27 protein-coding genes are annotated in these 25465 nt (G+C 59.2%); 17 read left to right on the forward strand and 10 right to left on the reverse strand.

The annotated features are described in order from the left end of the window. Positions 1–210: 210 nt before the first annotated feature. Together GOV88_RS08445 and GOV88_RS08450 are read right to left on the reverse strand one after the other, a co-directional pair. Entirely contained in the window at positions 211–1383 is a 1173-nt protein-coding gene (locus GOV88_RS08445) for an ABC transporter substrate-binding protein (protein WP_171240131.1), read from the reverse strand. Further along, positions 1380–1964, reverse strand: coding sequence for an ANTAR domain-containing response regulator (locus GOV88_RS08450; RefSeq protein WP_171240132.1), 585 nt, complete (start codon positions 1962–1964; stop codon positions 1380–1382). The genes GOV88_RS08445 and GOV88_RS08450 overlap by 4 nt, the downstream gene beginning before the upstream one ends. A gap of 285 nt (positions 1965–2249) precedes the next feature. Here GOV88_RS08450 and GOV88_RS08455 point away from each other — a divergent pair, with 285 nt between their 5' ends. The 3 genes from GOV88_RS08455 to GOV88_RS08465 all read left to right on the forward strand — a co-directional run bounded on the left by GOV88_RS08455 (position 2250) and on the right by GOV88_RS08465 (position 5942). Continuing rightward, positions 2250–3404 carry a phosphoserine transaminase gene (locus GOV88_RS08455; RefSeq protein ID WP_171240133.1) on the forward strand — a complete coding sequence of 385 codons (1155 nt, stop codon included), beginning with the start codon at positions 2250–2252 and terminating at the stop codon, positions 3402–3404. A gap of 97 nt (positions 3405–3501) precedes the next feature. Beyond that, entirely contained in the window at positions 3502–5097 is a 1596-nt protein-coding gene (gene serA, locus GOV88_RS08460) for a phosphoglycerate dehydrogenase (RefSeq protein WP_171126419.1), read from the forward strand. 113 nt (positions 5098–5210) lie between these two features. Next, the gene (locus tag GOV88_RS08465; protein WP_171124593.1) at positions 5211–5942 is read left to right on the forward strand and encodes a metallophosphoesterase family protein; all 732 of its coding nucleotides are present in this window, start codon (positions 5211–5213) and stop codon (positions 5940–5942) included. Here GOV88_RS08465 and GOV88_RS08470 read toward each other — a convergent pair. The 3 genes from GOV88_RS08470 to GOV88_RS08480 all read right to left on the reverse strand — a co-directional run bounded on the left by GOV88_RS08470 (position 5929) and on the right by GOV88_RS08480 (position 9623). Then, a complete protein-coding gene (locus tag GOV88_RS08470) occupies positions 5929–7446 on the reverse strand; it encodes a malonyl-CoA synthase (protein ID WP_171240134.1) in 1518 nt (505 codons plus the stop codon). The genes GOV88_RS08465 and GOV88_RS08470 overlap by 14 nt on opposite strands. 91 nt (positions 7447–7537) lie before the next feature. Beyond that, positions 7538–8242 (reverse strand): GntR family transcriptional regulator, encoded by a 705-nt coding sequence (locus GOV88_RS08475; protein WP_171240135.1) that lies wholly within the window; start codon positions 8240–8242, stop codon positions 7538–7540. 25 nt (positions 8243–8267) lie between these two features. Then, positions 8268–9623, reverse strand: a complete 1356-nt coding sequence (locus GOV88_RS08480; protein ID WP_171240136.1) for a formimidoylglutamate deiminase — start codon at positions 9621–9623, stop codon at positions 8268–8270. 81 nt (positions 9624–9704) lie between these two features. On the opposite strand from GOV88_RS08480, the gene hutI reads away from it, so the two are divergent. From hutI to GOV88_RS08520, 8 genes are all read left to right on the forward strand, one after another. Continuing rightward, a complete protein-coding gene (hutI, locus tag GOV88_RS08485) occupies positions 9705–10913 on the forward strand; it encodes an imidazolonepropionase (protein WP_171240137.1) in 1209 nt (402 codons plus the stop codon). Next, complete coding sequence (hutH, locus tag GOV88_RS08490; protein ID WP_171240138.1) at positions 10910–12439, forward strand: histidine ammonia-lyase; 1530 nt, start codon at positions 10910–10912, stop codon at positions 12437–12439. Before hutI ends, hutH begins: the two co-directional genes overlap by 4 nt. After that, positions 12439–13257, forward strand: a complete 819-nt coding sequence (gene hutG / locus GOV88_RS08495; protein WP_171240139.1) for an N-formylglutamate deformylase — start codon at positions 12439–12441, stop codon at positions 13255–13257. The genes hutH and hutG overlap by 1 nt, the downstream gene beginning before the upstream one ends. Further along, positions 13254–14936 (forward strand): urocanate hydratase, encoded by a 1683-nt coding sequence (hutU, locus tag GOV88_RS08500; RefSeq protein ID WP_171240140.1) that lies wholly within the window; start codon positions 13254–13256, stop codon positions 14934–14936. Before hutG ends, hutU begins: the two co-directional genes overlap by 4 nt. Positions 14937–15008: 72 nt before the next feature. After that, entirely contained in the window at positions 15009–15887 is an 879-nt protein-coding gene (gene serB, locus GOV88_RS08505) for a phosphoserine phosphatase SerB (RefSeq protein ID WP_171240141.1), read from the forward strand. Between the two features lie 44 nt (positions 15888–15931). Then, the gene (locus GOV88_RS08510; protein ID WP_171240142.1) at positions 15932–16261 is read left to right on the forward strand and encodes a helix-turn-helix transcriptional regulator; all 330 of its coding nucleotides are present in this window, start codon (positions 15932–15934) and stop codon (positions 16259–16261) included. Next, a complete protein-coding gene (locus GOV88_RS08515; protein WP_171124575.1) occupies positions 16249–16677 on the forward strand; it encodes an SRPBCC domain-containing protein in 429 nt (142 codons plus the stop codon). The genes GOV88_RS08510 and GOV88_RS08515 overlap by 13 nt, the downstream gene beginning before the upstream one ends. Positions 16678–16697: 20 nt before the next feature. Continuing rightward, on the forward strand, positions 16698–17018 hold the full coding sequence (locus GOV88_RS08520) for a YciI family protein (RefSeq protein ID WP_170388837.1): 321 nt from the start codon (positions 16698–16700) through the stop codon (positions 17016–17018). A 3-nt stretch (positions 17019–17021) separates the two neighbouring features. Here the strand turns inward: GOV88_RS08520 and GOV88_RS08525 are convergent, their stop codons facing one another. Beyond that, positions 17022–18020 (reverse strand): asparaginase, encoded by a 999-nt coding sequence (locus GOV88_RS08525; protein WP_171240143.1) that lies wholly within the window; start codon positions 18018–18020, stop codon positions 17022–17024. Between the two features lie 178 nt (positions 18021–18198). Between GOV88_RS08525 and GOV88_RS08530 the strand changes: the two genes are divergently transcribed. The 5 genes from GOV88_RS08530 (at position 18199) to GOV88_RS08550 (ending at position 21688) form a co-directional block, all read left to right on the forward strand. Further along, positions 18199–18735, forward strand: a complete 537-nt coding sequence (locus tag GOV88_RS08530) for an invasion associated locus B family protein (RefSeq protein WP_171124571.1) — start codon at positions 18199–18201, stop codon at positions 18733–18735. A gap of 135 nt (positions 18736–18870) precedes the next feature. Next, on the forward strand, positions 18871–19038 hold the full coding sequence (locus GOV88_RS08535; protein WP_171124569.1) for a hypothetical protein: 168 nt from the start codon (positions 18871–18873) through the stop codon (positions 19036–19038). A 148-nt stretch (positions 19039–19186) separates the two neighbouring features. Next, a complete protein-coding gene (locus tag GOV88_RS08540) occupies positions 19187–19564 on the forward strand; it encodes a lysozyme inhibitor LprI family protein (protein WP_171126406.1) in 378 nt (125 codons plus the stop codon). A 78-nt stretch (positions 19565–19642) separates the two neighbouring features. Next, positions 19643–20833, forward strand: a complete 1191-nt coding sequence (rlmN, locus tag GOV88_RS08545) for a 23S rRNA (adenine(2503)-C(2))-methyltransferase RlmN (RefSeq protein WP_171126405.1) — start codon at positions 19643–19645, stop codon at positions 20831–20833. 228 nt (positions 20834–21061) lie between these two features. Beyond that, a complete protein-coding gene (locus GOV88_RS08550; protein ID WP_171240144.1) occupies positions 21062–21688 on the forward strand; it encodes a cytochrome P460 family protein in 627 nt (208 codons plus the stop codon). A 4-nt stretch (positions 21689–21692) separates the two neighbouring features. On the opposite strand, the gene GOV88_RS08555 is transcribed toward GOV88_RS08550, so the two are convergent. Then, positions 21693–22037: a hypothetical protein gene (locus GOV88_RS08555; protein WP_171126403.1), complete on the reverse strand. Its 345-nt coding sequence runs from the start codon at positions 22035–22037 to the stop codon at positions 21693–21695. Beyond that, positions 22034–22951, reverse strand: a complete 918-nt coding sequence (locus GOV88_RS08560; RefSeq protein WP_171240145.1) for a DnaJ C-terminal domain-containing protein — start codon at positions 22949–22951, stop codon at positions 22034–22036. Before GOV88_RS08560 ends, GOV88_RS08555 begins: the two co-directional genes overlap by 4 nt. 154 nt (positions 22952–23105) lie before the next feature. Here GOV88_RS08560 and GOV88_RS08565 point away from each other — a divergent pair, with 154 nt between their 5' ends. Continuing rightward, a complete protein-coding gene (locus GOV88_RS08565) occupies positions 23106–23492 on the forward strand; it encodes a hypothetical protein (protein ID WP_171124558.1) in 387 nt (128 codons plus the stop codon). Here the strand turns inward: GOV88_RS08565 and GOV88_RS08570 are convergent, their stop codons facing one another. Next, positions 23493–24593: a cystathionine gamma-lyase gene (locus GOV88_RS08570; RefSeq protein ID WP_171124556.1), complete on the reverse strand. Its 1101-nt coding sequence runs from the start codon at positions 24591–24593 to the stop codon at positions 23493–23495. After that, positions 24594–25436 carry a TIGR00730 family Rossman fold protein gene (locus GOV88_RS08575; RefSeq protein ID WP_171240146.1) on the reverse strand — a complete coding sequence of 281 codons (843 nt, stop codon included), beginning with the start codon at positions 25434–25436 and terminating at the stop codon, positions 24594–24596. It lies immediately after the preceding gene. Positions 25437–25465 lie beyond the last annotated feature (29 nt).

A 25465-nucleotide genomic window follows, 5' to 3' on the forward strand; every position in this document is an offset into this window, starting at 1 on the left:
ACGCTCTGACCGGGAGGAGTGGCCAGAGTGTGAGCGGCTTTGCTCAGTCGTTCCCAAACTTTGGGAGGAATTCTTGCGGCACACGCCTTTGCGTACCGATGGGTTCACAGTGGTAAATGCGCCGGTGCAGTTCAAGTGATTTTGCTGCGACGCGGCGGTAAATGCTGCGATTGCGCACTATGGGGCGCGGTTCTGCCTAATTCTTGGGCGTCAGATATCCTGAGGGTCAAAAATGCGCCCGTCCAGAAACGCATCCCGTTTCAGCGATAGCTGTCCGTTATGGGATGCAACGGGTGTGGTGCCGCGAATCGCGCCTTCCAGCTTTTCCGACGCACCGGGCAGATCGGCGCCCAGCCCGACCATCTGATCGCGGTAGATATCGCTGCGGAACACGCTGCCTGCCTGCGCCAGCGCCAGATGGGGATCCAGACCGTATCTCTGAGCCAGACGATGCGCGATCCACTTGGCCTGACTGCGCCACGGGAAATTCGCGGCCCCGTCGTGAAACTCGACAAACCCCGGCACCTCGCGCTGCTCGGCATGCCCGGTGATCGTGAACCGACCCGACAGCGCCCGGTCGATCAGTTCCGAGGGCAGGTTCAGATAGGTATCGCGCGCAAGGATTTCGGCGGCGGCGGTGTGACTGCCCGGCTGATCCAACCAACGCCCGGCGCGCCAGACGGCCCGCATCAGCTTGCCCAGCAGGTGCGGCTCGGTATCCGCCCAGTCGGTGCGCACGGCCAGCACCTTTTCCGGCGCAAAGGCCCAGATCGCCTGACCGGGCAGCAGTAACGCCCCTGCCTGCGATTCCACCGCGACCGAGCCCCAGGGTTCCCCCACGCAGAACGCATCTACATCGCCTTCGGCTAAGGCCTGCGCCATCAGCGGCGGCGGGATGGTGCGCACCTCGACCCCGATTTTGGACAGTTCGGTGGCTTCAAGCCAGCAATGCAGCAGTTCCACATGCAGCGAAAAAGGGAACGGCACGCCAAAAACCAGTGGCCCGTCCGCGACCGAGGCCAGCGTTGCGGCCGCCTTGAACGGATCGCGGAAATCGAACCCGTATCCCGTGTCGCGCAGGCGGGTCTCCAATGCGCGGCTGACGCCGATGACATCTCCATTTACCGACAGGACCGACACAGCGGACAAAGGCTGCGTCACCCCGCCCAGCCCCAATGCCATGGCAACAGGGACCGGCGACAGCAGGTGCGCGGCATCCACCCGCCCAAAGGACAGCATGTCGCGCACGGATGACCACGAAGGCGCTGCGATCAGGTCCAGCTCGACCCCTTCGGCGCGAGCCAAGCCCATTTCATGCGCCACGATCAGGGGGGCGGCATCCACCAGCGGAACATAAGCAACGGGCAGGGTCACAGCATTCATGACAATAGCCCCGAGGCTGTGACCAGCGCCTCGGCCACATCGGCGACGCGGCGGCCCTGATCCATCGCGGCTTTGCGCAGCAGGGCATAAGCCTCTTCTTCTTCAACCCCGCGCGCCTTCATCAGCAAGCCCTTGGCGCGGTCGATTACTTTGCGTTCTTCCAGCGCACGCTTGGTCTCGGCCAGTTCACGGCGCATCTGGCGTACGATCTGGAACCGCGCGATGGCGGCGTCCAGCACGGGCTTCAAGCGGTCCGGCTGCATCCCGTCGACCACATAGGCCGACAACCCAGCCTCGATCGCGGTCGAGGCCAGATCACCGGCAGCGCCCGACACGAACATGGCCACGGGTCGTTCCAGCGGGCCGGATGCCAGCGTCAGCTCCTCAAGCATGTCACGGGTCGGGTTGTCGATGTCGATCAGCACCACATCGGGCACCAGCGAGGCTATCTTGCGCGCAAGGCTGGAGACATTGCCGATCACATGCACATCATAAGCCCCGGACGACTTGAGCGCGTCGACGATGGCAATCGCACGCTCGCGGTCTTCTTCAACAACGACAATGGTCAGGGTATCGGGCATGGGACCTTTTCACTGTGCTTCAGAATGATCACAAGTGTTCCGGGCCCTTTCCGTTGCGGTCCGAGGGGAGCTGCCTAAAAATTAGTCAAAAGCTCACCGAGTCGCGTTAACGGACTGCAAATCTTTCGCCTATCGGAAACTCATGACTGCGGATCGGGCGAAATTGAATGTCGTTTTCCGACTTTGAAGCGTCTTTTCCGCTTGCTGCAGCGCGGCGGGCTTTCTAGGTGTGGCGGCGGGACACCCCTCCCCAACGAGGGGCGTGTATCTGGAAGGGTAATACACATGAGCATTGAACAACCGGTCACGCGGCCGGCCAATCCGCGTTTTTCCTCGGGCCCCTGCGCCAAACCTCCAACATTTGATCTGACTAAACTGGCCGATGCCGCGCTGGGCCGGTCGCACCGTGCCGCCGTTGGCAAGGATAAGCTGAAGGCGGCCATCGAAGGCACGCGCGAGGTGCTGGGCATTCCGGCGGATTACAAGATCGGCATCGTACCCGCATCTGACACAGGCGCGGTCGAGATGGCGCTGTGGTCGCTTTTGGGCGAACGCAAGGTCGAGATGCTGGCGTGGGAAAGCTTTGGCGCGGGCTGGGTGACTGACGTGGTCAAGCAACTGAAGATCGACGCTGAGGTGAAAACCGCCGAATATGGACAGATTGTCGATCTGGCTTCGGTCGATTTCGCCAATGACGTGGTGTTTACGTGGAATGGCACGACCTCGGGCGTGCGAGTGCCCAATGGCGACTGGATCGCGGATGACCGTCAGGGTTTGACGATCTGTGATGCGACTTCGGCTGCCTTTGCGATGGACCTGCCCTGGGACAAGCTGGATGTGACTACATTTAGCTGGCAAAAAGTGCTGGGTGGTGAAGCAGCGCACGGGATGCTGATCCTCAGCCCGCGCGCGGTGGAGCGGCTGGAAAGCTACACCCCCGCATGGCCGCTGCCCAAGATTTTTCGCCTGACCAAAGGCGGCAAGCTGATCGACGGTATCTTTACCGGGGCCACGATCAACACGCCCTCGATGCTGGCGGTCGAGGATTACCTGTTTGCGCTGGACTGGGCGCGCTCGGTTGGTGGGTTGCAGGGGCTGATCGCACGTGCCGATGCCAATGCCGGTGCGGTGCACGCCTTCTGCGACCAGAACGACTGGATCGCCAATCTGGCCGAAGACGTGGCGACGCAGTCGAACACCTCGGTCTGCCTGAAATTCACAGATGGGTGTATTCAGGACGGTGCAGCTTTTGCGAAAGCCGTAGCCAAGCGGCTTGAGGCCGAGAATATCGCCTTGGACATCGGTGCCTATCGCGACGCGCCTGCGGGCCTGCGGATTTGGTGCGGCGGTACTGTCGAGACCTCGGATATCGAAGCGATGCTGCCGTGGCTGGCCTGGGCCTTTGAAGCCGAGATCGCGGCACAGTCTGAGGCTGCCTGAACCGCAAGTGCCGGGCTGAAGCCCGGCCTACACCCCCTCTCAACGTAGGGCGGGCTTCAGCCCGCCACCCGTAAAACTCTTTAAAGGACCAGAGAATATGGCCCCCAAAGTACTTGTATCTGACAAGCTCAGCGAAACAGCCGTGCAGATCTTCCGCGATCGCGGTATCGACGTGGATTTCATGCCCGATCTGGGCAAGGACAAGGACAAGCTGGCCGAGGTGATCGGCCAATATGACGGCCTTGCCATCCGTTCGGCCACCAAGGTCACGCCGACCCTGCTGGAAAAAGCCGACAATCTGAAAGTCATCGGTCGTGCCGGGATCGGCACCGACAATGTCGACAAGGAAGCGGCGTCTAAGAAGGGCGTGATCGTGATGAACACGCCCTTTGGCAACATGATCACCACCGCCGAACACGCAATTGCGATGATGTTCGCCGTGGCGCGGCAAATCCCCGAGGCCAGCACCTCGACCCATGCGGGCAAGTGGGAAAAGTCGAAATTCATGGGGATCGAGTTGACCAACAAGACGCTTGGCGTCATCGGTGCAGGCAACATTGGCGGGATCGTCTGTGAACGCGCGCTGGGTCTTAAGATGAAAGTGGTCGCCTATGACCCTTATCTGGGCGAAGAGCAAGCCGCAAAGATGGGTGTCGAAAAGGTCGAGCTGGATGAGTTGCTGGCGCGGGCCGATTTCATCACCCTGCACGTGCCTTTGACGGATCAGACCCGCAACATCCTCAGCCGTGAGAACCTGGCCAAGACCAAGAAGGGCGTGCGCATCGTGAACTGTGCGCGTGGCGGTCTGGTCGACGAGGACGCGCTGGCTGACCTGCTGCAATCGGGCCACGTTGCGGGCGCGGCCTTTGATGTGTTCAGCGAAGAACCAGCCAAGGAAAACGCGCTGTTCAATCTGCCCAACGTGGTCTGCACACCGCATTTGGGTGCTGCAACGACCGAGGCGCAGGAGAACGTCGCGCTGCAGGTTGCCGAACAGATCTCGAACTATCTGCTGACCGGTGCCGTGGAAAACGCGCTGAACATGCCCAGCGTGACGGCTGAAGAAGCCAAGATCATGGGGCCGTGGATCAAACTGGCCGGGCATCTGGGGAGCTTCATTGGCCAGATGACGGATGAGCCGATCAAGGCGATCAACATCCTGTATGACGGTGTCGCGGCTGAGATGAACCTGGCGGCTCTGAACTGTTCGGTCGTGGCCGGGATCATGAAGAAATTCAATCCCGAGGTGAACATGGTTTCAGCGCCGGTTGTAGCCAAAGAACGGGGGATCAAGATCTCGACCACCAATCAGGACAAATCGGGCGCCTTCGAAGGGTACATCAAAGTGACCGTCGTGACAGAAAAGCGCGAGCGGTCTATCGGTGGTACCGTTTTCAGCGACGGTAAGCCGCGTTTTATCCAGATCAAAGGCATCAATATCGACGCCGAGGTGGGTTCGCACATGCTCTACACCACCAACGAGGACGTGCCCGGCATCATCGGTGCACTGGGTCGGACCATGGGCGACCACGACGTCAACATTGCAAACTTTACTCTGGGCCGGTCCGAGGCCGGGGGCGAGGCCATCGCCTTGCTGTACGTGGATGAGCCTGTTCCGGCCGAGGCGCGAGCGCAATTGGCGGAAACCGGTCTGTTCACACAGATCAAGCCGCTGAAATTCGACGTTGCGTAAGCATCTTTAAACGGACAACAAATTTAATGCCCGCGCTCAGGTAGTGCGGGCATTGTCTTTTTTCGCTGACCATCATAGGCCGCACACGCGGCGCGCTAAGAAAGGGCATTGCAGTGACGACACCAATCTACGCCGTCGGGGATATCCATGGGCAGCTTGATATGCTGCAGGATGCGCTGTCGCGGATCGAGAAAGATGGCGGTCCCGATGCGCGTGTCGTGTTTCTGGGGGATTACGTGGACCGGGGGCCGAACAGTCGCGGCGTGCTTGACCTATTGATCGAAGGTCGGCGCGCAGGGCGGAACTGGGTGATGGTCAAAGGAAACCACGACAGGATGATGGCGCGGTTCGTCCAAGACGCCGAGATCGCCGACACGCACCTTCCGATCACGCTCAACTGGTTGCACCCGCGTCTGGGTGGGCGCGAGACCCTGGCCTCTTACGGGGTTATGATCGACGATACAGACCGTATCTATCAGGCTTATGAACGCGCGCGTGATGCAGTGCCGCAAGCGCATCTTGATTTCATCAATGCCTTGCCGACTTACCACACGGAAGATGATCTGTTGTTTGTGCATGCCGGTATTCGCCCCGGGGTGCCCTTGGATCAGCAGTCGGAGAATGATCTGGTTTGGATTCGGCACGAATTCCTTAGGGACATGAATGCGCATCCATGGCTGATCGTGCATGGGCATACGCCGGTGGATCAGGTTGAACATTGCGGCAATCGGGTCAATCTGGATACGGGTGCTGGCTACGGTCATCCACTGTCGTCAGCCGTGTTCCAAGGGCGGCAGTGCTGGCTTTTGACGGATCGCGGGCGGATGCCGCTTATGCCTGTGTGAACAAGTCCTGATACCTTTCCCGCAGTATGTTTTTCTGAACTTTTCCTATCGTATTGCGGGGCAGTTCGTCCAGCACGATAAGCTTGCGCGGATGTTTGAAACGGGCCAGTTCTTTTTGCACATTTGCCTGAATCAACGCGATATCCGGTGTTTGGCCCGGTTCCACCACCAGAATACCCAGAACGGTTTCGCCAAAATCCGGGTGCGGTACGCCGATCACGGCGCTTTCCAGCACGCCGGGTTGATCATCCAGCACCAGCTCTACCTCTTTTGGGTAAACGTTATATCCGCCCGAGATTATCAGGTCTTTGCCGCGCCCGACGATATGAACATACCCGTCCGCGTCCACGTGCCCGAGATCACCCGTGATAAAGAACCCATCGTCGCGCAATTCGGCGGCTGTCTTTTCCGGCATGCCCCAATAGCCCTGAAAAACATTGGGGCCGCGCACCTCGATCATTCCAATTTCACCCTGAGGCATCGCGTCGCCGGTGTCCGGATCGGTGACCTTGAGCTCGACATCCGGTAAGGGAAAGCCAACTGTTCCGGCACGGCGTTCCCCGTCATAGGGGTTGGACGTGTTCATGTTGGTTTCGGTCATGCCATAACGTTCAAGAATGCGGTGACCAGTGCGTGCCTCTAACCGCTCGTGCGTTTCTGCAAGCAGGGGGGCCGATCCTGAAATGAACAGCCGCATGTGCTGCGCCAAATCGCCGGTAAATCGGTCATCGGCCAGCAGGCGTGTGTAAAAGGTCGGGACGCCCATCATGGAGGTGGCCTGCGGCATCAGGCGCAGCACGTCGTCCAGATCGAATTTCGGCAGAAATATCATCGACCCACCTGATGCCAGCGCCACGTTCGTCGCCACAAACAGCCCATGTGTGTGAAAAATCGGCAGCGCGTGCAAAAGCACATCGTCGCGGGTGAACCGCCATTCCTGCACCAAAGTGTCTGCGTTGGACAGCAGGTTGGCTTGTGACAGCATCACCCCCTTGGATCGTCCGGTCGTGCCCGAAGTATAAAGGAAAGCCGCCAAGTCATCCTCGGTCCGTCGAACCGGCTCAAAGGCGGGCAACATGCCAAGCGCACGCCGCATAAGGCTGCCTGTGCCGTCAGAACTCAGAGTTTCAAGCCGCGCATTTTGTGCTTGGGCGATTGGCGCAAGGTCTGCCTCGTTTCGGGGATCGCACAGGACCAGCGACGCGCTGCTGTTTTCGATAAAATAGGTCAGCTCGCCAACCGTGTACCCCGTGTTGAGCGGCAGAAAGACCAATCCGGTTTGCGCACAGGCCGCATAGACGGCCAAGGCTTCGGGCGACTTTTCCACCTGAACGGCAACCCGGTCTCCGGGCTCCAGGCCATATCCGGTCAGTGCGTTCGCGATCCGTGCCGCCATGTCCAGAAACGCGGCATGGGTCAGAGTCTCGCCATCCGGCAATTGCAGGAACGGGGTGTCTTTGCCCGCGTGAATGCCAAACAAGCGATCATAGAGCGGGTTGCCCATGCCATCAGTCCCTTATGCCGGAATATCCGGTTCTGAATCTGGCTTGGATTGCAGGGGCGGTAAAGTCAAAATTGCGAAAACCCTGATCCTCTCAGAACTGAGTGGTCATGCGGTACCCGGCGGCAAAATACATCTTGGCAAAGGTAACCGGTCGCCCCTCAAGCCACGTGATGCGTTCACCTGTAAAAACCGGCTCACCTTCTGCGACATCCAGAAAATCAGCCAGTGCTGCATCGGCGCGACTGGCCAGAAAGGTCAGTTCCACATTGGTGAAAGGCACGGCCTGGATCAGCCATTCATTCGGGCCGATCTCCGAAAAATTCGCCTGCTTCACTTGCGGTACGCTGTCGGTAACGATCCAGCGGTCCTCGTACTGAAATGGGGTGTTGCCCGAATAGTGCATGCAGCGCACATGCATGACGTCCCGACCCGGCGATAAGGCGAGCCGAGCGGCCAGCCAGTCGGGGGCTGTTTTTTGATCGCAGGATACAAGCGCATAGCGATAGGTTCCGCCCAACGCCTCAACCTCGTCCCGCACCATGGGGATAGTGAAACGCGCCTGTCGTTGCGGTGCGCTCAAGACCCGCGTTCCGGCCTTGCGGCGACGTTCCAGATATCCTTCCTCGGCCAGTTCCCTCAGCGCCCGGTTGACGGTGGTACGGGTGCACGAAAACTCGGTGGCAAGTTCCGATTCATTCGGCAGCAGCGAGTCCGGCTGCCAATCACCGGACCGAATACGTGCCAGAACGGTTTTCTTGATGTCTTTGTAGCTGGTGTTTTCGGTGGATTGGTTCATGTGGCCTCGGGTTTGGTACCTTGTCTTAGAGTTCACTCAGCAGTTCAGCAATCGCTTCCCGGTACGCAGGGATGATCTGATCGCGATGAATGTGCCTCCCTTGCCGCACCATATGGCGCCCTGCCGACCACAGATCTGTCACCAGCCCATCGGGGGCAGCAAAACACAGGCCGTCCAGCACTTGATCGTCGCGCAAGGCACACAGCGTCGGGTGCGATTGGTCGATGGCAACCAGGTCCGCTAACTTGCCTACGGCAATTTCCCCTCCCTCACGTGCCAGCGCCTGTGCTCCACCGCAGGCCGCACCGGTATAAAGGGCGCGGCCAACCGACCCTTCTGGCGAAACCATAATGGTGCGCGCCCGGTCACGGAGGCGTTGCGAATACTCCAGCATCCGAAGCTCTTCGGACAGTGAGATTCGGATGTTCGAGTCTGATCCGATCCCGAACCGCCCACCATTGTTGATGTATTTCGCGCCGTTGAAGATACCGTCCCCAAGGTTGGCTTCGGTGATTGGGCACAGCCCTGCCACGGCCTCGGATCGTGCCAGCCGCTGTGTTTCCTCGTCGGTCATGTGCGTGGCATGGATCAGGCACCAGCGGCTATCCACGTCAAAGTTGTTGAGCAGCCCGTTTACTGGACGGTCACCAAGGGCGGCTTCGACGGCGGAGACTTCCTGCACCTGCTCGGCGATGTGCATGTGAACAGGACCGGTTGGCCGCTCGTCGAGTACGGCCCGAATGTCCTGCACTGTGGTTGCACGCAGTGAGTGGGGTGCGACCCCGATTACAGAATCCGCATGGGGTAGGGCCTTTTGGCAGTCTTCAACCAGTTTCAGAAACTGATTGGTCGAGTTGCCAAATCGCAATTGCCCGCCGGTCAAAGGCTCCTGCCGCGCGCCGCCATAGATGTAGAGCACCGGCAGATGTGTCAATCCGATGCCGGTCTGACTTGCGGCGGCAAAGATGCGCTGACTGAGTTCGGAAGGCGAGTCGTAAGGCTGCCCACCGGGTTGGTTGTGGACATAGTGAAACTCACCCACCGACGCGTATCCGGCCTCCTGCATCTCCATGTAGACCAATGCTGCAATGGCTTGAATCTGTTCCGGGGTTAGCCTGTCCAGAAAGCGGTACATCAGGGTGCGCCACGTCCAAAAGCTTTCGCGTCCGGCTGCGCGCACTTCGGTCATGCCTGCCATGGCCCTTTGGAAGGCGTGGCTGTGCAGGTTTGCTAAGGCTGGCAACAGAACATCGACGCGCACGTCATCCGGTTTGGCCGCGCCCCCGGTTTGTAGCTGCGTTATCCGGCCATTCTCGACCTTGACCCAAAGGTCGTGGACCCAATCAGAGCCTAATAAGGCAGTTTTGGCATGGACCGACATAGGCATTCCAATTTGTGTAGACTTTAAATATTTATACATATACGAAATAGCAAATTGCAACGGGAACCCCAAGGAATCGTCATGGCGGCACAATCGGTCCTTTTCTGTTCTCAGGTGGCCTCGATGATGCCGGGGTCTGAGCCATACGGTTTGGGCCGGGACATGGCGGTTGCGGTCGAAGGTGAGAGAATTGCGTGGGTCGGCCCCAAGTTAGCCTTGCCCCAGCAATATAAGGCGTGGCCAAGCACGGATTTTGGGGACAGATTGATGACACCGGCCCTGATTGACGCCCACACGCATATTGTATTCGGGGGCAATCGGGCAGCAGAGTTCGAGATGCGGCTAAACGGTGCCTCATACGAACAGATTGCGCGCGCGGGGGGCGGAATCCTTTCGACGGTCACGGCGACACGACAGGCCAGCGAAGCAGAGCTATTGACCGATGCCCTGACCCGCGTGGACGCTTTGATGGCGGAAGGTGTCGCCTGCATCGAAATCAAGTCCGGTTACGGGTTGGATACTGAAACCGAACTGAAAATGCTGCGCGTGGCGCGTCAGATCGGGCAGGCTCGCCGGGTTCGGGTCAGAACAAGCTTTTTGGGCGCACATGCTGTGCCACCTGACTATGCGGGCCGGCCAGACGACTATCTGTATGACGTTTGCCTTCCAACCCTGCGCGCGGCTCAGGCCGAGGGGTTGGTGGATGCGGTAGACGGCTTTTGTGAAGGAATAGCCTTTTCGCCAGACCAGATCACCGTTGTTTTTGACGAAGCCAAGCACCTTGGGTTGCCCGTTAAACTGCATGCCGAACAGCTTTCAAATCTTGGCGGCGCAAAACTGGCGGCCAGATACGGGGCTTTGTCCGCTGATCATATCGAGTATCTGGACGGAGATGGCGTATCCGCAATGGCGAAAGCAGGCACCGTAGCGGTGCTTTTGCCGGGGGCGTTCTACACCTTGCGGGAAACGCAGGCTCCTCCGGTGCAGATGCTAAGAGACAGTCATGTGCCTATCGCGCTGGCGACGGATTGCAATCCGGGGTCGTCACCGTTGGCGTCCATTTTGCTGACGATGAACATGGCCTGCACCCTGTTCCGCCTGACCCCCGAAGAAGCATGGGCCGGGGTCACCCGGAATGCGGCCCGAGCGCTTGGGCTTCGGGATACCGGCACGATCGCTGTTGGTCAGCGCGCTGATCTAACAGTGTGGGATGTTCAGCATCCGGCAGAGTTGCCGTACCGGATTGGTTTCAACCCCCTGCATACGCGCATATTGGGAGGTCAGGCATGACGCGTTACGCTTTGGTGCCGGGACAGGTTTCGCTGTCTGATCTTGCGGAGATCTATTGGACGAAGGCTTCGGCTTTTCTGGAAGACGGGTGCAGGCCAGCAGTCGATGCGGCAGCGGCACGTGTTCGTGAGGCCGCCGCAGGAGAAGCCGCCGTTTATGGCGTCAATACCGGCTTTGGCAAGCTGGCCAGCCATAAGATCAAGGCGGATGACACCGCCAAGCTGCAGCGTAACCTGATCCTCAGCCATTGCTGTGGCGTCGGGTTTGCTGTGCCCCGCCGCATTACCCGGCTTATGATGACGCTTAAACTGATCTCGTTCGGGCGCGGAGCGTCGGGTGTGCGTTGGGACTTGATCGAGCTGTTGCAAAATATGCTAGAGCGCGGGGTTACTCCGGTTGTGCCTGCGCAGGGGTCTGTAGGCGCTTCTGGCGATCTTGCACCGCTGGCGCATATGACAGCCGTGTTTATCGGAGAGGGTGAGGCCGATGTAGACGGCAGCCTATTGCCCGGGCGCGAAGCGCTGAATTCGGTCGGGTTAGAGCCTGTTGAGCTTGGACCGAAAGAAGGGTTGGCCTTTATTAACGGCACCCAATTCTCAACCGCATACGCGCTGGCCGGATTGTTCGAAGCCTGGCGTGCAGCCCAGAACGCTCTGACCATTTCAGCGCTTTCGACGGACGCGATAATGGGATCTACCGCCCCTCTGCGGCCCGAGATTCACGCCCTGCGCGGTCATCGTGGGCAAACCGAAGCCGCAGGTGCCATGCGATCCATTCTCGCCGGGTCCGAAATCCGTGAGAGCCATCGTGACGGGGACACCCGCGTGCAGGACCCGTATTGCATCCGGTGCCAGCCACAGGTCACGGGCGCGGCGATGGATGTCATGCGTCAGGCGGCGACCACGCTGGGGATTGAGGCCAACGCCGCCACGGATAATCCGTTGGTGCTTGAGGACGCAATTCTGTCAGGTGGGAATTTCCATGCCGAACCCGTGGGATTTGCGGCGGATATGATCGCACTGGCCCTGTCAGAAATCGGCGCGATTGCGCAGCGCCGTATTGCTTTGATGGTTGACCCTGCGCTCAGCTTTGACCTGCCGCCCTTCCTGACGCCCGAGCCGGGATTGAACTCGGGCCTTATGATCGCCGAAGTCACCACAGCCGCGTTGATGAGCGAAAACAAGCATCTGGCGAACCCTTGCGTGACAGACAGCACTCCAACATCTGCCAACCAAGAAGACCACGTCTCGATGGCTGCACACGGGGCGCGGCGTCTGATGCGGATGGTGGACAACCTAAGCTATATTCTGGGGGTCGAATTGCTGTGCGCTGCTCAGGGTGTGGAATTTCGCGCTCTGCTGAGGACCAGCGTGCCGTTGCAGCAGGTCATCAAGCGTCTGCGCGCGGACATCGACCCGCTAAAGGATGATCGCTATCTTGCCCCGGACCTTGAAGCTGCGAAAAAGCTGGTTGCAGGTGGGGATATCCTGCGCGCGGTAGGCACCCCAATGCCGGGGCTGAACTGATGCAAGTGGTCAACGTCCTAAAGGGCGACGGGCCGATCGTGCTGGGGCAACCTCATGGCGGGACATTTGTACCCGCCGATATCGCGGCGCGCCTGAATGATACCGGCCGTGGGCTTAGCGATACCGACTGGCACATAAACAGGCTCTATGATGGCCTTTTTGACGGGGTTTCCGTCGTTCAATCCAACATCCATCGCTACGTCGTTGATGCCAATCGCGCACCGGATGGGGCGTCGCTGTATCCCGGGCAAAACACGACGACGCTTGTCCCGTTGACAGATTTTGACGGGCACCCGATCTGGGCCGAGGGTCAGACTCCTTCGGCGGACGAAACGGAAAGCCGGCGGCTGGCGTTTCACGCACCCTATCACGATGCTTTGCGGCAAGAGTTGGAACGGGTCCGCGATCGCCACGGTGTTGCAATCCTGTTCGATTGCCACTCGATCCGGTCGGTGATCCCTTATCTGTTTGAAGGCGAATTGCCGGTGTTCAATACAGGCACAAATGTCGGCCAGAGCTGTCATCCCGCTGTTGAGCAGGCTGTGCATCACGTCGCGATTGAGGCGGACGGGTTTTCATCCGTTCTAAACGGTCGCTTCCGGGGGGGATGGACGACGCGCCATTACGGCCGCCCGTCCGAGGGTATCCACGCGATCCAGATGGAAATCGCACAGCGGGCCTATATGGACGAAACACCCCCGTGGACGTGGCGGGATGACCGCGCCGCAGCCCTGCGACCTCATCTGCGCAATATGCTGTCCCGTTTAAACGAACTGGCGCTTTCAGGCGAACTCACCAACACAGGAGCCCACATATGAGCGATCCGCGCAAAAACACCCGCGATGTCTACCCGCCGACCGGCCCCGAGTTGAATGCCAAAAGCTGGGTGACCGAGGCTCCGCTGCGGATGTTGATGAACAACCTGCACCCGGACGTGGCCGAAAACCCGCATGAGTTGGTGGTTTATGGCGGTATCGGACGCGCGGCGCGCACGTGGAAGGATTTCGACGGGATCGTGGCTGGCCTAAAGGATCTGGAGGAGGACGAGACCCTGATCGTCCAGTCTGGTAAACCTGTGGCCATCATCCGCACGCACAAGGATGCGCCGCGCGTCTTGATCGCCAATTCCAACATCGTGCCGCATTGGGCGACATGGGACCATTTCAACGAGCTCGATAAGAAGGGCTTGATGATGTACGGCCAGATGACTGCGGGGTCGTGGATCTATATCGGCACGCAAGGCATCGTTCAGGGCACCTATGAAACCTTTGCCGAAGCTGGACGCCAGCACTATGGCGGCGATCTGACGGGCCGATGGATTCTGACCGGCGGTCTGGGCGGCATGGGCGGCGCGCAGCCTTTGGCGGCTGTTTTCGCCGGGGCCTGTTGTTTGGCGGTCGAGTGCAATCCCGACAGCATCGATTTCCGCCTGCGGACAAAATATCTGGACGAAAAGGCCGACACTCTGGACGAGGCATTGGCGATGATCGACCGCTGGACTAAAGCGGGAGAGGCGAAATCGGTTGGTTTGCTGGGCAATGCTGCCGAGGTTTTCCCCGAGATTTACCGCCGTATGGCCGACGGTGGGATGCGCCCTGACATCGTTACTGACCAGACCAGCGCGCATGACCCGATCAACGGTTACCTGCCCGTGGGATGGTCGATGGCCGAATGGCGCGACAAACGCGAAACAGACCCTAAAGCGGTTGAAAAGGCCGCGTGCGCCTCGATGAAACAACACGTTGCGGCGATGGTGGATTTCTGGAATGCAGGCGTGCCGACGCTGGACTATGGCAATAACATCCGACAGGTGGCGCAGGATCAAGGGCTGGGGAACGCCTTTGCCTTTCCCGGTTTCGTTCCTGCTTATATCCGACCGCTGTTCTGCAAAGGGATCGGTCCGTTCCGCTGGTGCGCGCTGTCCGGTGACCCCGAGGATATCTACAAGACCGACGCCAAGATGAAGGAACTGTTCCCCGAGAATGAGCACCTCCATCGTTGGCTGGACATGGCCCGAGATCGGATCGCATTTCAAGGGTTGCCTGCCCGTATCTGTTGGATCGGACTGGGGGACCGGCACCGCGCGGGTTTGGCTTTCAACGAGATGGTGGCCAATGGTGAGTTGAAAGCACCTGTCGTGATCGGACGCGACCACCTGGACAGCGGCTCGGTCGCCAGTCCCAACCGCGAAACCGAAGCGATGCTAGATGGATCCGACGCGGTAAGTGACTGGCCTTTGCTGAATGCGTTGATCAACACGGCCAGTGGCGCGACATGGGTATCGCTGCACCATGGCGGCGGTGTTGGCATGGGCTTCAGTCAGCACGCTGGCGTGGTGATCTGCGCCGACGGAACCGAGGATGCAGCACGGCGGTTGGAGCGTGTGTTGTGGAACGACCCGGCCTCGGGTGTGTGGCGACATGCGGATGCGGGCTATGACATCGCAAAGGATTGCGCACGCGACCATGGTTTGCGGTTGCCGGGAATTCTGGGCTAGGCCGCATCAATCTGTCTCTGGCGAAAATGCTGCACCTGCGATATGCGCAGGGCAGCTTGCAGGAGACCGAAGATGTACGTTGCCACACTGATCACCAACCCCGACGCGCCGACGCTGAACCAGACACTGGTGGACTCGTTGCGCAATGCGTGGGGCGGGGGCGACATCGTTTGGCTCAGCCCGGACGAGGCGGCCGAGTTTTCGGTTACTCGGACGCCGGACAATCAATGGGACGTCTGGGCGGATTTGCAGAAGATGGGTGTTGATCTCGTCCTGCAGCCCACCGAAGGACGGCGAAAAAAGATGCTGCTGGCCGATATGGACAGCACCATGATCCAGCAGGAGTGTATCGACGAATTGGCGGACGAAGCGGGCGTCGGCGACCGTGTCAAGGATATCACCGCCCGCGCGATGAACGGTGATCTGGATTTCGAAGGCGCGCTGACTGAACGCGTCGGTCTTTTGAAAGGTCTGGACGAGGCCGTGATCGCCAAAGTGCTGGCCGAACGGATTACCCTGATGCCCGGCGGTCAGGAACTGGTCGCGACCATGCGTGCAACCGGCGGATACGCAGCGCTTGTTTCAGGCGGGTTTACGGCCTTCACAGCAAAAGTCGGAGAGGTTTTGGGCTTCGATGAAAACCGGGCCAACTCCCTGCTGGCCGAGAACGGCAAACTGACAGGCGACGTTCAGCATCCAATTCTGGGACGGCAGGCCAAGGTAGACGCCCTAGAGCAGATCACGGCGCGGCTGGGTTTGTCTGAGGAGGACGTGATTGCCGTGGGCGACGGTGCAAATGATCTTGGGATGCTGGGCCGCGCTGGAACGGGTGTCGCGCTGCATGCCAAGCCCTCAGTCGCCGAGAAATGCGATGTTCGGGTCAACCACGGTGATTTGACTGCTCTGCTATACGTGCAAGGATACGCTCGGTCCGATTTTGTCTGTGCGTGATATCTGGGCTTTTCTAAATTTAACAAAAACGTTAATAATCGGTTATGAACACACTTCTGACCGCTTTTTCCGCATTGTCCGATGCCACCCGGTTTTCGATCGTCGAACAGTTAATGCAAAACGGAGAACTGCCTGCCGGTGACCTGATCGAAGGGCGCGGCATGTCCGGTGCTGCGATCTCGCGGCATTTGAAGGTGCTGCGTGAGGCGGGTCTGGTTCAGCAGCGTGTGCATGGGACGCAGCGCATGTATTCCATCCGGGCCGAAGGGCTGCGGGCCGTTGCTGAATGGACCATCTCGAAACGGCAATTCTGGGAAAGCAGCCTTGATCGTCTGGGCGACGCTATCGAAAAGCAGCAGTCATGGCCGACCTGAAACTGGAGCGAGAGTTCCCGATAGACCCCAAGGACCTGTTTGCCTGGATCAGCAATGCAGAAAAGCTGTTGCTGTGGTGGGGGCCGGAAGGCGTGCATGTGCCCGAACACAATCTGGATTTTTCACGCCTTGGCCCGTGGTATTCGGTGATGCAGAACGCAGAGGGCCAGCGGTTCAAGGTATCGGGGCAGGTCACACACGTTGATCCGCCCAAATCCGTTGGGTTTACGTGGGGCTGGCATGACGATCAGGATCGGCGCGGCGCGGAAAGTCACGTGACGCTATTCGTTGAAGCCGCTGGCCAAGGCGCACGGTTGATCATTGATCACCGCGAACTGGGTGACGACGATATCGCAGCCAACCATGAAAAAGGCTGGACCTCGACGCTCAACAAGCTTGCTGCGCAGTTGAATTAGATTTCAGTAGGGAGGAAAGAATGCCGCAATTTCTTTTTGTTTATCACGGTGGTCATACTCCGACCGACCCGGCCGAGATCGAAGCGACCATGGCCGCCTGGGGCGCTTGGTTCCAGAATATGGGCGCGGCGCTTGAAATCCCCGGAAACCCGGTTGGTCAGTCCTATACGGTCAGCTCCAGTGGTGTGGTTGACAATGGCGGCGCAAACCCGGCCTCGGGCTTTACTGTCATCAAGGCCGATAGCATGGATGCCGCAACCGAGATGGCCAAGGGCTGCCCGATGGTGGTAAACGGTTCAGGCTCGGTCGAGGTGGCCGAGGTACACGAGATCGAGATGTAACGCCTAGCCGGGGAAACCCGGTGCTGGGCGTATTAGCCCGCATTCCAGACCACGACGGCTGTATTGTATGGCGTTCATGAACTTACGGGTGGCCGGGTGATCGGCCTCCAGCACACCAAGGCTGACCAGAATGGCGGCAATGGCACATTCGCTTGCCCGCGTGGTGCCGTCGGTGATCTTCAGCGCGACCCCCATGCGTTTCTCCGGGAGTATTGCAACAAAAACGGCCTCAGCCCCGGTTTTGATAGCTGCACGACCACCCATGGCGCGCATTAATTCGGTGCAGGCGCGGCTTTCCCCGGCAACCAGTTCAGGATGTTTGATCATCGCAGCCGTCAGTTGCGCCGCCGCATCGCTGGCGCGATCGGACCGGTCGGCGGCGCTGGCAAACCATGCCATCGACCGCGCCAACCCAGCCAGCGAGGTTGCAAAGTTGGGGGCCGAGCAACCGTCGATCCCATAGGCCGGGCTGGTCTCGCCGGTTGTTTCTTCGATGGCTGACAGGCAGGCTTGTTGCACGGGGTGGTCGATCTCAAGGTATTCTGGCCCGGCCCCCATATGCTGGGCCACGGTCAGGAAACCGCAATGCTTGCCAGAGCAGTTGTTGTGAATCTGGCAGGGTGTGTCATCCGCCAGTATCAAGCCGTCGCGCGCCGCCATGTCTTGCGGTTCTTGCGGGCCGCAGCGCAGATCGTGTTCCGTCAGGCCCAGATGATCCAGCCAGGCCGACACCCGATCCGTGTGGATGTGCGCGCCGCTGTGGGACGCGCAGGCCAGTGCCAGATGTTCCGAATTCAGCCCGTATTTCGCCGCCGCCCCGGATGTAATCAGCGGCAGCCCCTGGATCATCTTGGCCGAGGATCTCGGATAGATCACCGCGTCGGGATCGCCCCAGCTTTGCACGATCTGGCCGCTGTCATTGCAGATCACCGCGTGGCCCAAGTGCAGGCTCTCCAGCAAGGGGCCGCGCCACAGTTCTGTCATTGGTACCGGCTGCGTCATCTGGACCCTCCGTAACATGCGCAAAATTCTGCCAATCGCCCTTTCGCCTGTGGCGAAACCTGCGTTAGTGTGTGTATGTCGGCAATCACCGGATTACGCAACTCACAGACGAACCAGGCAGGGTTCGCAGGCATGTTCGGTGGGTATGAGGTATTAGGTCGAGCTAGGAGGCTGGACAATGGGATCAAAGCTTGTCCGCGTGATCGCGGGTCTTTGCGTGGCAGGGATGGCTACAACAGCAACCGCTCAGCAGGCGACCAGCACAAATCGCGTTGCAGCCAAAACTGACTGGAGCGTTTTCGTCGAGGATGATCCCACGGAATGCTGGAGCGTATCCGCCCCGAAAGAAACGGTAAACACGCGCGGTGGGCGTGTTGTGTCGGTCCGCCGCAGCGACATCCTGTTGTTCGTCTTTTACCGCCCCAACGCCGAAGTGAAGGGTCAAGTCACGTTCACCGGCGGCTATCCCTTTGCAGCCGGTTCAACTGTTAACCTGGACGTTGACGGCACCAAGTTCGAGCTGATCACCGAAGGCGAATGGGCATGGCCCGCAACTGAAGGCGAAGACCTCAAAGTGGTTGCAGCTATGAAGCGCGGTACCGAAGCTGTCCTGACGGCCCGGTCCGAGCGTGGCACGCAGACCAAGGACACGTTCTCGTTGCTGGGGTTCACGGCTGCGATCGAAGACGCAGAAAAGCGCTGCACCAACCAATAGGTTTGTTCGCCAGATCGCCCCGTCATTTAGCTGGGTTCTCTTTTGCCGGGTGTTGACCGTCAATTTGATCCGTATCAAAGCGAGGGGCCTCATTTTCTGAACTCATCGGTTCAGTAATGATGAAGGAACCTGCAGATGCTGAACAAATCCCTTTCTGCGTTGTTGATGGCAGCCACCGTGTTTCTTGGTGCGTGTGAAAAAGAAGCAGATACCTACCCAGTAACCGGGGACCAATGCGGCCCAGATGATCCGGTGAAAACATTGGACGCCTCGGACTGTGATATCCTGCCTGCCGGGGTCTGAGCGTCTTTCGGCGGCACAACTCAGTCCGAACAAACCTTAGGGCATCGGCCGCATAAGCCCAGCTGATGCGGCCAACACGCGTTTGGGGTCGCTGCCGATTGCGTGCTATTATAGCAATAGCCGCACCAGTGATTTCAGGGGGTTGGTCATGCGTTTTGCTTTTTTCGTCTTGTTGCTTTCGTCCTCCGCAGCGGCGGATCCTGCTTTGGAGTGTGGGGACGCAAGTTCCCAGGTCGAAATCGGAACATGTGTCGGCGACATGGAACAGCGCGTCGAACTGGCACTGGAGACAAGTTATGCGATTGCGATGCAGTCCGCGAAAGAACTCGACGACGTGACGCAACGCGTTGTCGTCCAGCCTGCCTTGGAAGCGTCGCAAGATGCGTGGATAAGATACAGGGACGCGCAGTGCGAAGCAGTGGGTGCATCGTATGGGGGCGGGTCGGGGACAGGCATCGGCATCACCTCTTGCCGTGTTGAGCTTGGCCGGGTGCGCGTGGACGAACTGCTGCGTCTTGCAAATTGATCTGTACGATTCCTTTTGATCTTTGCGCTGGGTCCTATATAGAGGCGCATCCCAAGCCAGAATCTGCCGAGATAGCCCATGTCGCCCAAAGCGCCGATCACTCAAGACGTCATGACGATCCCCCGCAAATTGCCCGAGGGGAAAGTGAACCTTGTCGGGCTGACCCGTGACCAGTTGCGCGCGGCGCTGATCGACCATGGCACGCCGGAAAAGCAGGCCAAGATGCGCACCGGTCAGATCTGGCAGTGGATTTACCAGTGGGGCAAGCGCGATTTCGCCGAGATGACAAACCTTGCCAAAGCGTATCGCGCCCAACTGGCCGAGCATTTCGTCATCGAAATTCCCGAAGTCGTGACGCGTCAGGTGTCGGAAGATGGCACGCGCAAATATCTGTGCCGCATCGCAGGCGGGCACGAGGTCGAGGTAGTCTATATCCCCGAAGAGGATCGCGGCACGCTGTGCATCTCGTCTCAGGTCGGATGCACGCTGACCTGTTCCTTCTGCCACACTGGCACGCAGAAACTGGTGCGCAACCTGACCGCTGCGGAAATCGTCGGTCAGGTTATGATGGCGCGCGACGATCTGGACGAATGGCCCACCCCCGGCGCGCCCAAGGATGAAACACGCCTGCTGTCGAACATCGTTCTGATGGGCATGGGTGAACCGCTCTACAATTTCGAAAATGTCCGCGACGCGATGAAGATCGCCATGGACCCCGAAGGCATTTCTCTGTCACGTCGCCGGATCACATTGTCGACCTCGGGCGTTGTGCCTGAGATTGCGCGCACTGCCGAAGAAATCGGATGCCTGCTGGCGATCTCGTTCCACGCCACCACGGACGAGACGCGCGACGTACTGGTGCCCATCAACAAACGCTGGAACATTGAGGAATTGCTGGGCGCTTTGGCCAGCTATCCCAATGCGTCGAATTCTGAACGGATCACGTTCGAATACGTGATGCTGGATGGCGTGAATGACAGTGATGATGACGCGCATCGTCTGATCGACCATATCAAGCGCCACAAAATCCCGGCCAAGATCAATCTGATCCCCTTTAACGAATGGCCCGGTGCGCCCTACAAACGCAGCTCGAACAACCGCATCCGGGCCTTTGCGAACATCATCTATCAGGCGGGATACGCGTCGCCGATACGGAAAACGCGCGGTGAAGACATCATGGCGGCCTGCGGCCAGTTGAAATCGGCCACCGAACGCGCCAGAAAATCCCGCAAGCAGATCGCAGCAGAAGCGGGCCTGGACGGGAACTAAGCCCTAATTTTACGCCATCCTCTGCCAGATTTTCTGCGTCAAACGCTGTCTATTGCATGCGTAGTTTGATATATTTGTCTGATCTAGACTCGGCATTTGCCTTCACTCAAGCACACAAAGCGGTGAAGGTAGGCACCCGGACATGGCGCGATTGTTCAAGAGCGCTATTGTTACTCTTGCACGGCACGCGGCTTTCAACTGAACGAATTGACCATTTGGGCGATCAGTATGTTTTCTCGTTTGATAGCACTAAGACTTTGTTTAATTTGCGCACTTTCGTTTGCAATTGTTGATGCAGGTCAGGCGCTGGCTCAGTCCGGGGGGGAGGATGCGCATCTGGCGATTGAAAACCCGGCAGAGTTGTCAAAGGAAGAAGCGCTGCAAATCTACGCATCATTGCAAAGGCGAATGGCGCAAGGATATGCGGCAGCGCAGTTTGAACAGTTGAGAAATTACCAGAACTGGCCTCTGTTCAATGACGCGCCCTATATATCAGCAACGCATGGGCAGCGGTTCGTGAACAGCTATGCAAACCGTATGGCGCACAATTATGGGACTTTGCAGGAAGGTGAAAAACTGCCGATCGGCTCGGTGCTGGCCAAGGACAGCATGACCGTGACGGACGAAGGAAACACCCATCCCGGTGCGTTGTTCGTCATGGAAAAACTGGCCGAAGGCACCAGTCCGGAAATGGCTGACTGGCGCTATATCATGGTCATGCCGGACGGGTCCCTGTTTGGCGACACCATGGGGGATCGCGCGGACAACGTCGCCTATTGCCACGATTGTCACGAGGCCGTCGCGGATCGTGACTATACCTTTTTCGTGCCCGAGGAATACGTGGTAGGTAACTGACCAGTCACCTGGGGCCGAACCGCGCCGCGCCGATTACTTCGATCAGGGTTTGCCGCACGGGGTCGGGCTGGGCTTGGACCGCGCTCAGAACCTCGCGCAGTTCAGCACGCAACCCGTGCATCTGGTCAATCAACGAGATCATCATGGCCAGCGCGTCAGCCTCCATGTCGTATTGCTCGTGCAATTCACAGGCCAGTTCCAGCCGCGCCACATCCAGCGTGTGATATACCAATCCCCGGTTTGTCTGCTCCGGGATGACGATTTCGGCGGCGAGATATTCGGACAGCCGGGTCGACGTCAGCCGGGCAACGGTTGTGATCAGTTCCTCTTCGGTCAGGGTGCGTGTCATGACGGCATTCCTTTGCGCGGGTCATAGCTGTGGGCTTCGCGCCATGTTTCGAAGAAAGTTTTCAGGTCTGCATCTATCTCGTCTGGCAGGGCAACAGTCAGCTCGATCAATTGGTCGCCCCGTTCCGAAGTCCCGCGTTTCTTGACCCCCTTGCCACGCAACCGCAGCGTCTTGCCGCTGCTGGTTCCTGCAGGGACGCTGACATTGACGCCACCATCAATCGTCGGGGCGGGGACTTTGCCGCCCAATATGGCCTCATCAATCGAGATGGGCAGAGTGATGTGGATATCATCCCCTTGACGGTCAAAGACCGGATGCGGCGCGACCGAAACCGTGACCAGAGCATCACCCGGCGGCCCTTCTCCAAAGCCGGGATCGCCTTTGCCCCGCAGACGGATTGTCTGGCCATCGGTGATGCCCGCCGGAATTTTGACCTCGATCCGGTCGCCATCGGGCAGCGTCAGCTTCTGACTTGCCCCGAACACAGCATCCAGGAAACTGATTTGCAGGCTGTAGCCGCGATTGTGGCCGGGCGCGTGAAAGTCCTGAGTGCGCTGGCCAAAGCCGCCGCGCCCTCGCATGAACTCGGCAAAGATGTCGGACATATCGTCCGGGTCCGCAGCCCGCCCGCGATAGGGGTTTCCTGCGGCCTCGGCATAGTCGCGGTAATATTGCTGCTGGGCGCGTTCCTGACCCGAGGCGTCAATCTCGCCATTGTCGTATCGCGCGCGTGTGTCGGGATCTTTCAGCAGGTCATAGGCCGCTGCGGCAGCTTTGAACTTGGCCTCTGCCTCGGCGTCGCCGGGTTTCAGGTCTGGGTGACATTCCTTGGCGATACGCCGATAGGCTTTCTTGATTTCGGCAGCGGTGGCGTCTTTCGCAACACCAAGGACGGAGTAAGGATCGTCGCTCATCTCACCTCTCATCGGTGGGGGTCTGATCTTGATAGTTCCGTTTTATCATGCGATTTCAACAGGCCAAAAGGAAGGGGCTTTTGAAACGCCTCGCTAAATTGCTTAATCCTGCTAATATCTTCATGTTTCTAATTGATTGCTGACGGAGACCTCAATGACGCGCAGACTCAAGTCCATTCTGGCCCTGCTGGTCGGTAACGCCATCGGGTTGTTGCTTGCCGCGATTTTGCTGCCCGAATTCGCGATCCGGCCGATTTCGTTCATCGTTGTGGTGATCGTCTTTACGCTGGTTCAGTGGATCGCGGAGCCGCTGATCCTGAAGCTGGGTGAAAAGCGCGCCCCCGCGATCAAGGGCGGTATCGCACTGATCGTGACATTCGTGGGGCTGTTGCTGACCGACCTGATTACCAACGGTCTGACCGTGGGTGGAATTTCGAACCTGCTGGCGGCGACCTTGCTGGTCTGGCTGGGGGCGTTGATCGCCAGCATCGTGCTGCCGATCTATGTGTTCACTGAGCTGCGCGAGCAGAAGAAAAAGTAATCACAGCGCAGTCAGGCTGGTATTGATCGCCTGCCAAAGTTCTTCGACGGGTTCGCAACCAACTGAAAGGCGGATGAAGGCCGGGTCCACATCGTCGCCCCACCGCGCGCGGCGTTCGGCTGAACTGTGGACACCGCCGAAGGATGTGGCGGGGCGCAGCATCGGGCAGGCGTTGATAAAGGTTTCGGCCTTGTCTTCGCTGTCCAGCGTGATCGACAGCAGGAATCCGAACCGCGCCACTTGCGCCTTGGCCAGCGCGTGCGCAGGATCAGAGGGCAGGCCGGGATAACGAATGGACTTTACCGCCGGGTGATCCGCCAACCGTTCTGCCAGCACCTGCGCCGAGGCACACATCCGGTCGAACCGCACATCCAGCGTTTCCAACCCGCGATGCAGCAGCCATGCCTCATGCGGGCCGGGGATTGCGCCTGAAACTTTGCGCCACTCCTCAACCCGCTCCATAATCTGCGCGTTGCGGCTGGCGACATGGCCCATCAGCAGGTCGGAATGCCCACCCATCGCTTTGGTATCCGACGCGACAACCACATCCACGCCCAGATCTAGCGGCCGCTGACCCAGAGGGGTCATGGTGGTGTTGTCGGCAATCGTGATCCCTCCGACCGCGCGCACGGCTTGGGCAATCGCGGGCAGGTCCATCATATCCAGACCAGGGTTTGAGGGGCTTTCGACAAAAACTACATCGAACCCGTCAAACCCGCCCTCGGTGAAACTGGTAGTGGACCGTTCAGTAACGGACACGTCCAGACCCGACAGGAACCGATCCGCCAGAACGCGGGTGACGTAATAGCCGTCGGACGGGATCAGGATGCGCGACCCGGCCTTGATGGTGGCAAAGAACGCCGCCGAGATCGCGGCCATGCCTGATGGGAACACAAGGCACGGCGCGTCCTCCAGATGGGCCAGAACATGTTCCAGATGCACCCAAGTTGGGTTATCGACCCGCCCATAGGTGGGCAGACTATCCGGCGCGCCGGGCAGGTGGTACATGCTGCTTTGCGTGAGGGGCAGCGCCACAGGGTCGCCTGCATTCAGGGCATTGCCGCGCAGGTGCAGCATCTCTCCGGGTTTTGGGGCCATCATTCAGCGCCCCGGAATGTCGTCACGGGGCGGGGCGGGTTCCCAGTTCTCGATGATCTCGACCGCCTCTTGCGCGGTGTCGACAAAGCGGAACAGGTCAAGATCTTCGTCCGATATGGTGCCTGCATCCGCCAGCGCCTCCCAGTTGATGACCTTTTCCCAGAATTCACGGCCAAACAGCAGGAAGGGCACGCGATCCATCCGGCCGGTTTGAATCAGGGTCAGGGATTCAAACAGCTCATCCATTGTGCCGAACCCGCCAGGAAAGATCGTGATGGCGCGGGCGCGCATCAGGAAGTGCATTTTACGGATGGCGAAATAGTGGAAGTTGAAGCTGAGTTCGGGTGTCACGTATTCATTCGGCGCCTGTTCGTGCGGCAGTACGATGTTCAGACCGATTGAACAGCCGCCCGCATCCAGCGCGCCGCGATTGCCAGCCTCCATCACACCGGGGCCGCCGCCGGTGACGATCACATTCTCGCGGCAACCGGTCTGGTTCGATTTCTCGGTCATCAGCCGGGCAAACTCGCGTGCCTCGTCATAATATTGCGACAGACCGGCCAGCGTTTGTGTACGCGCGGTGTGTTTCTGCGATGGTTCGGGAATGCGCGCACCGCCGAACATGACGATGGTTGAGGTGATCTGGCGTTCGGACATGATCATCTCGGGCTTGAGCAGTTCCAGTTGCAGGCGAACCGGGCGCAGTTCATCGCGGCACAGGAATTCATCATCGGCAAAGGCAAGGCGATAGGCGGGCGAGCGGGTCTGCGGCGTATCCGGCACCTCGCTCGCGGTCGAGCGGTCGGTCTGCGCGTCGCGGAACGGGCTGTGGCGGTCTTCTCTCATAGGTGAAGTTTCCCTGCTTGCGTGTTTCC

Source organism: Ruegeria sp. HKCCA5491, assembly GCF_013034565.1.
Classification (GTDB): Bacteria; Pseudomonadota; Alphaproteobacteria; order Rhodobacterales; family Rhodobacteraceae; genus Ruegeria.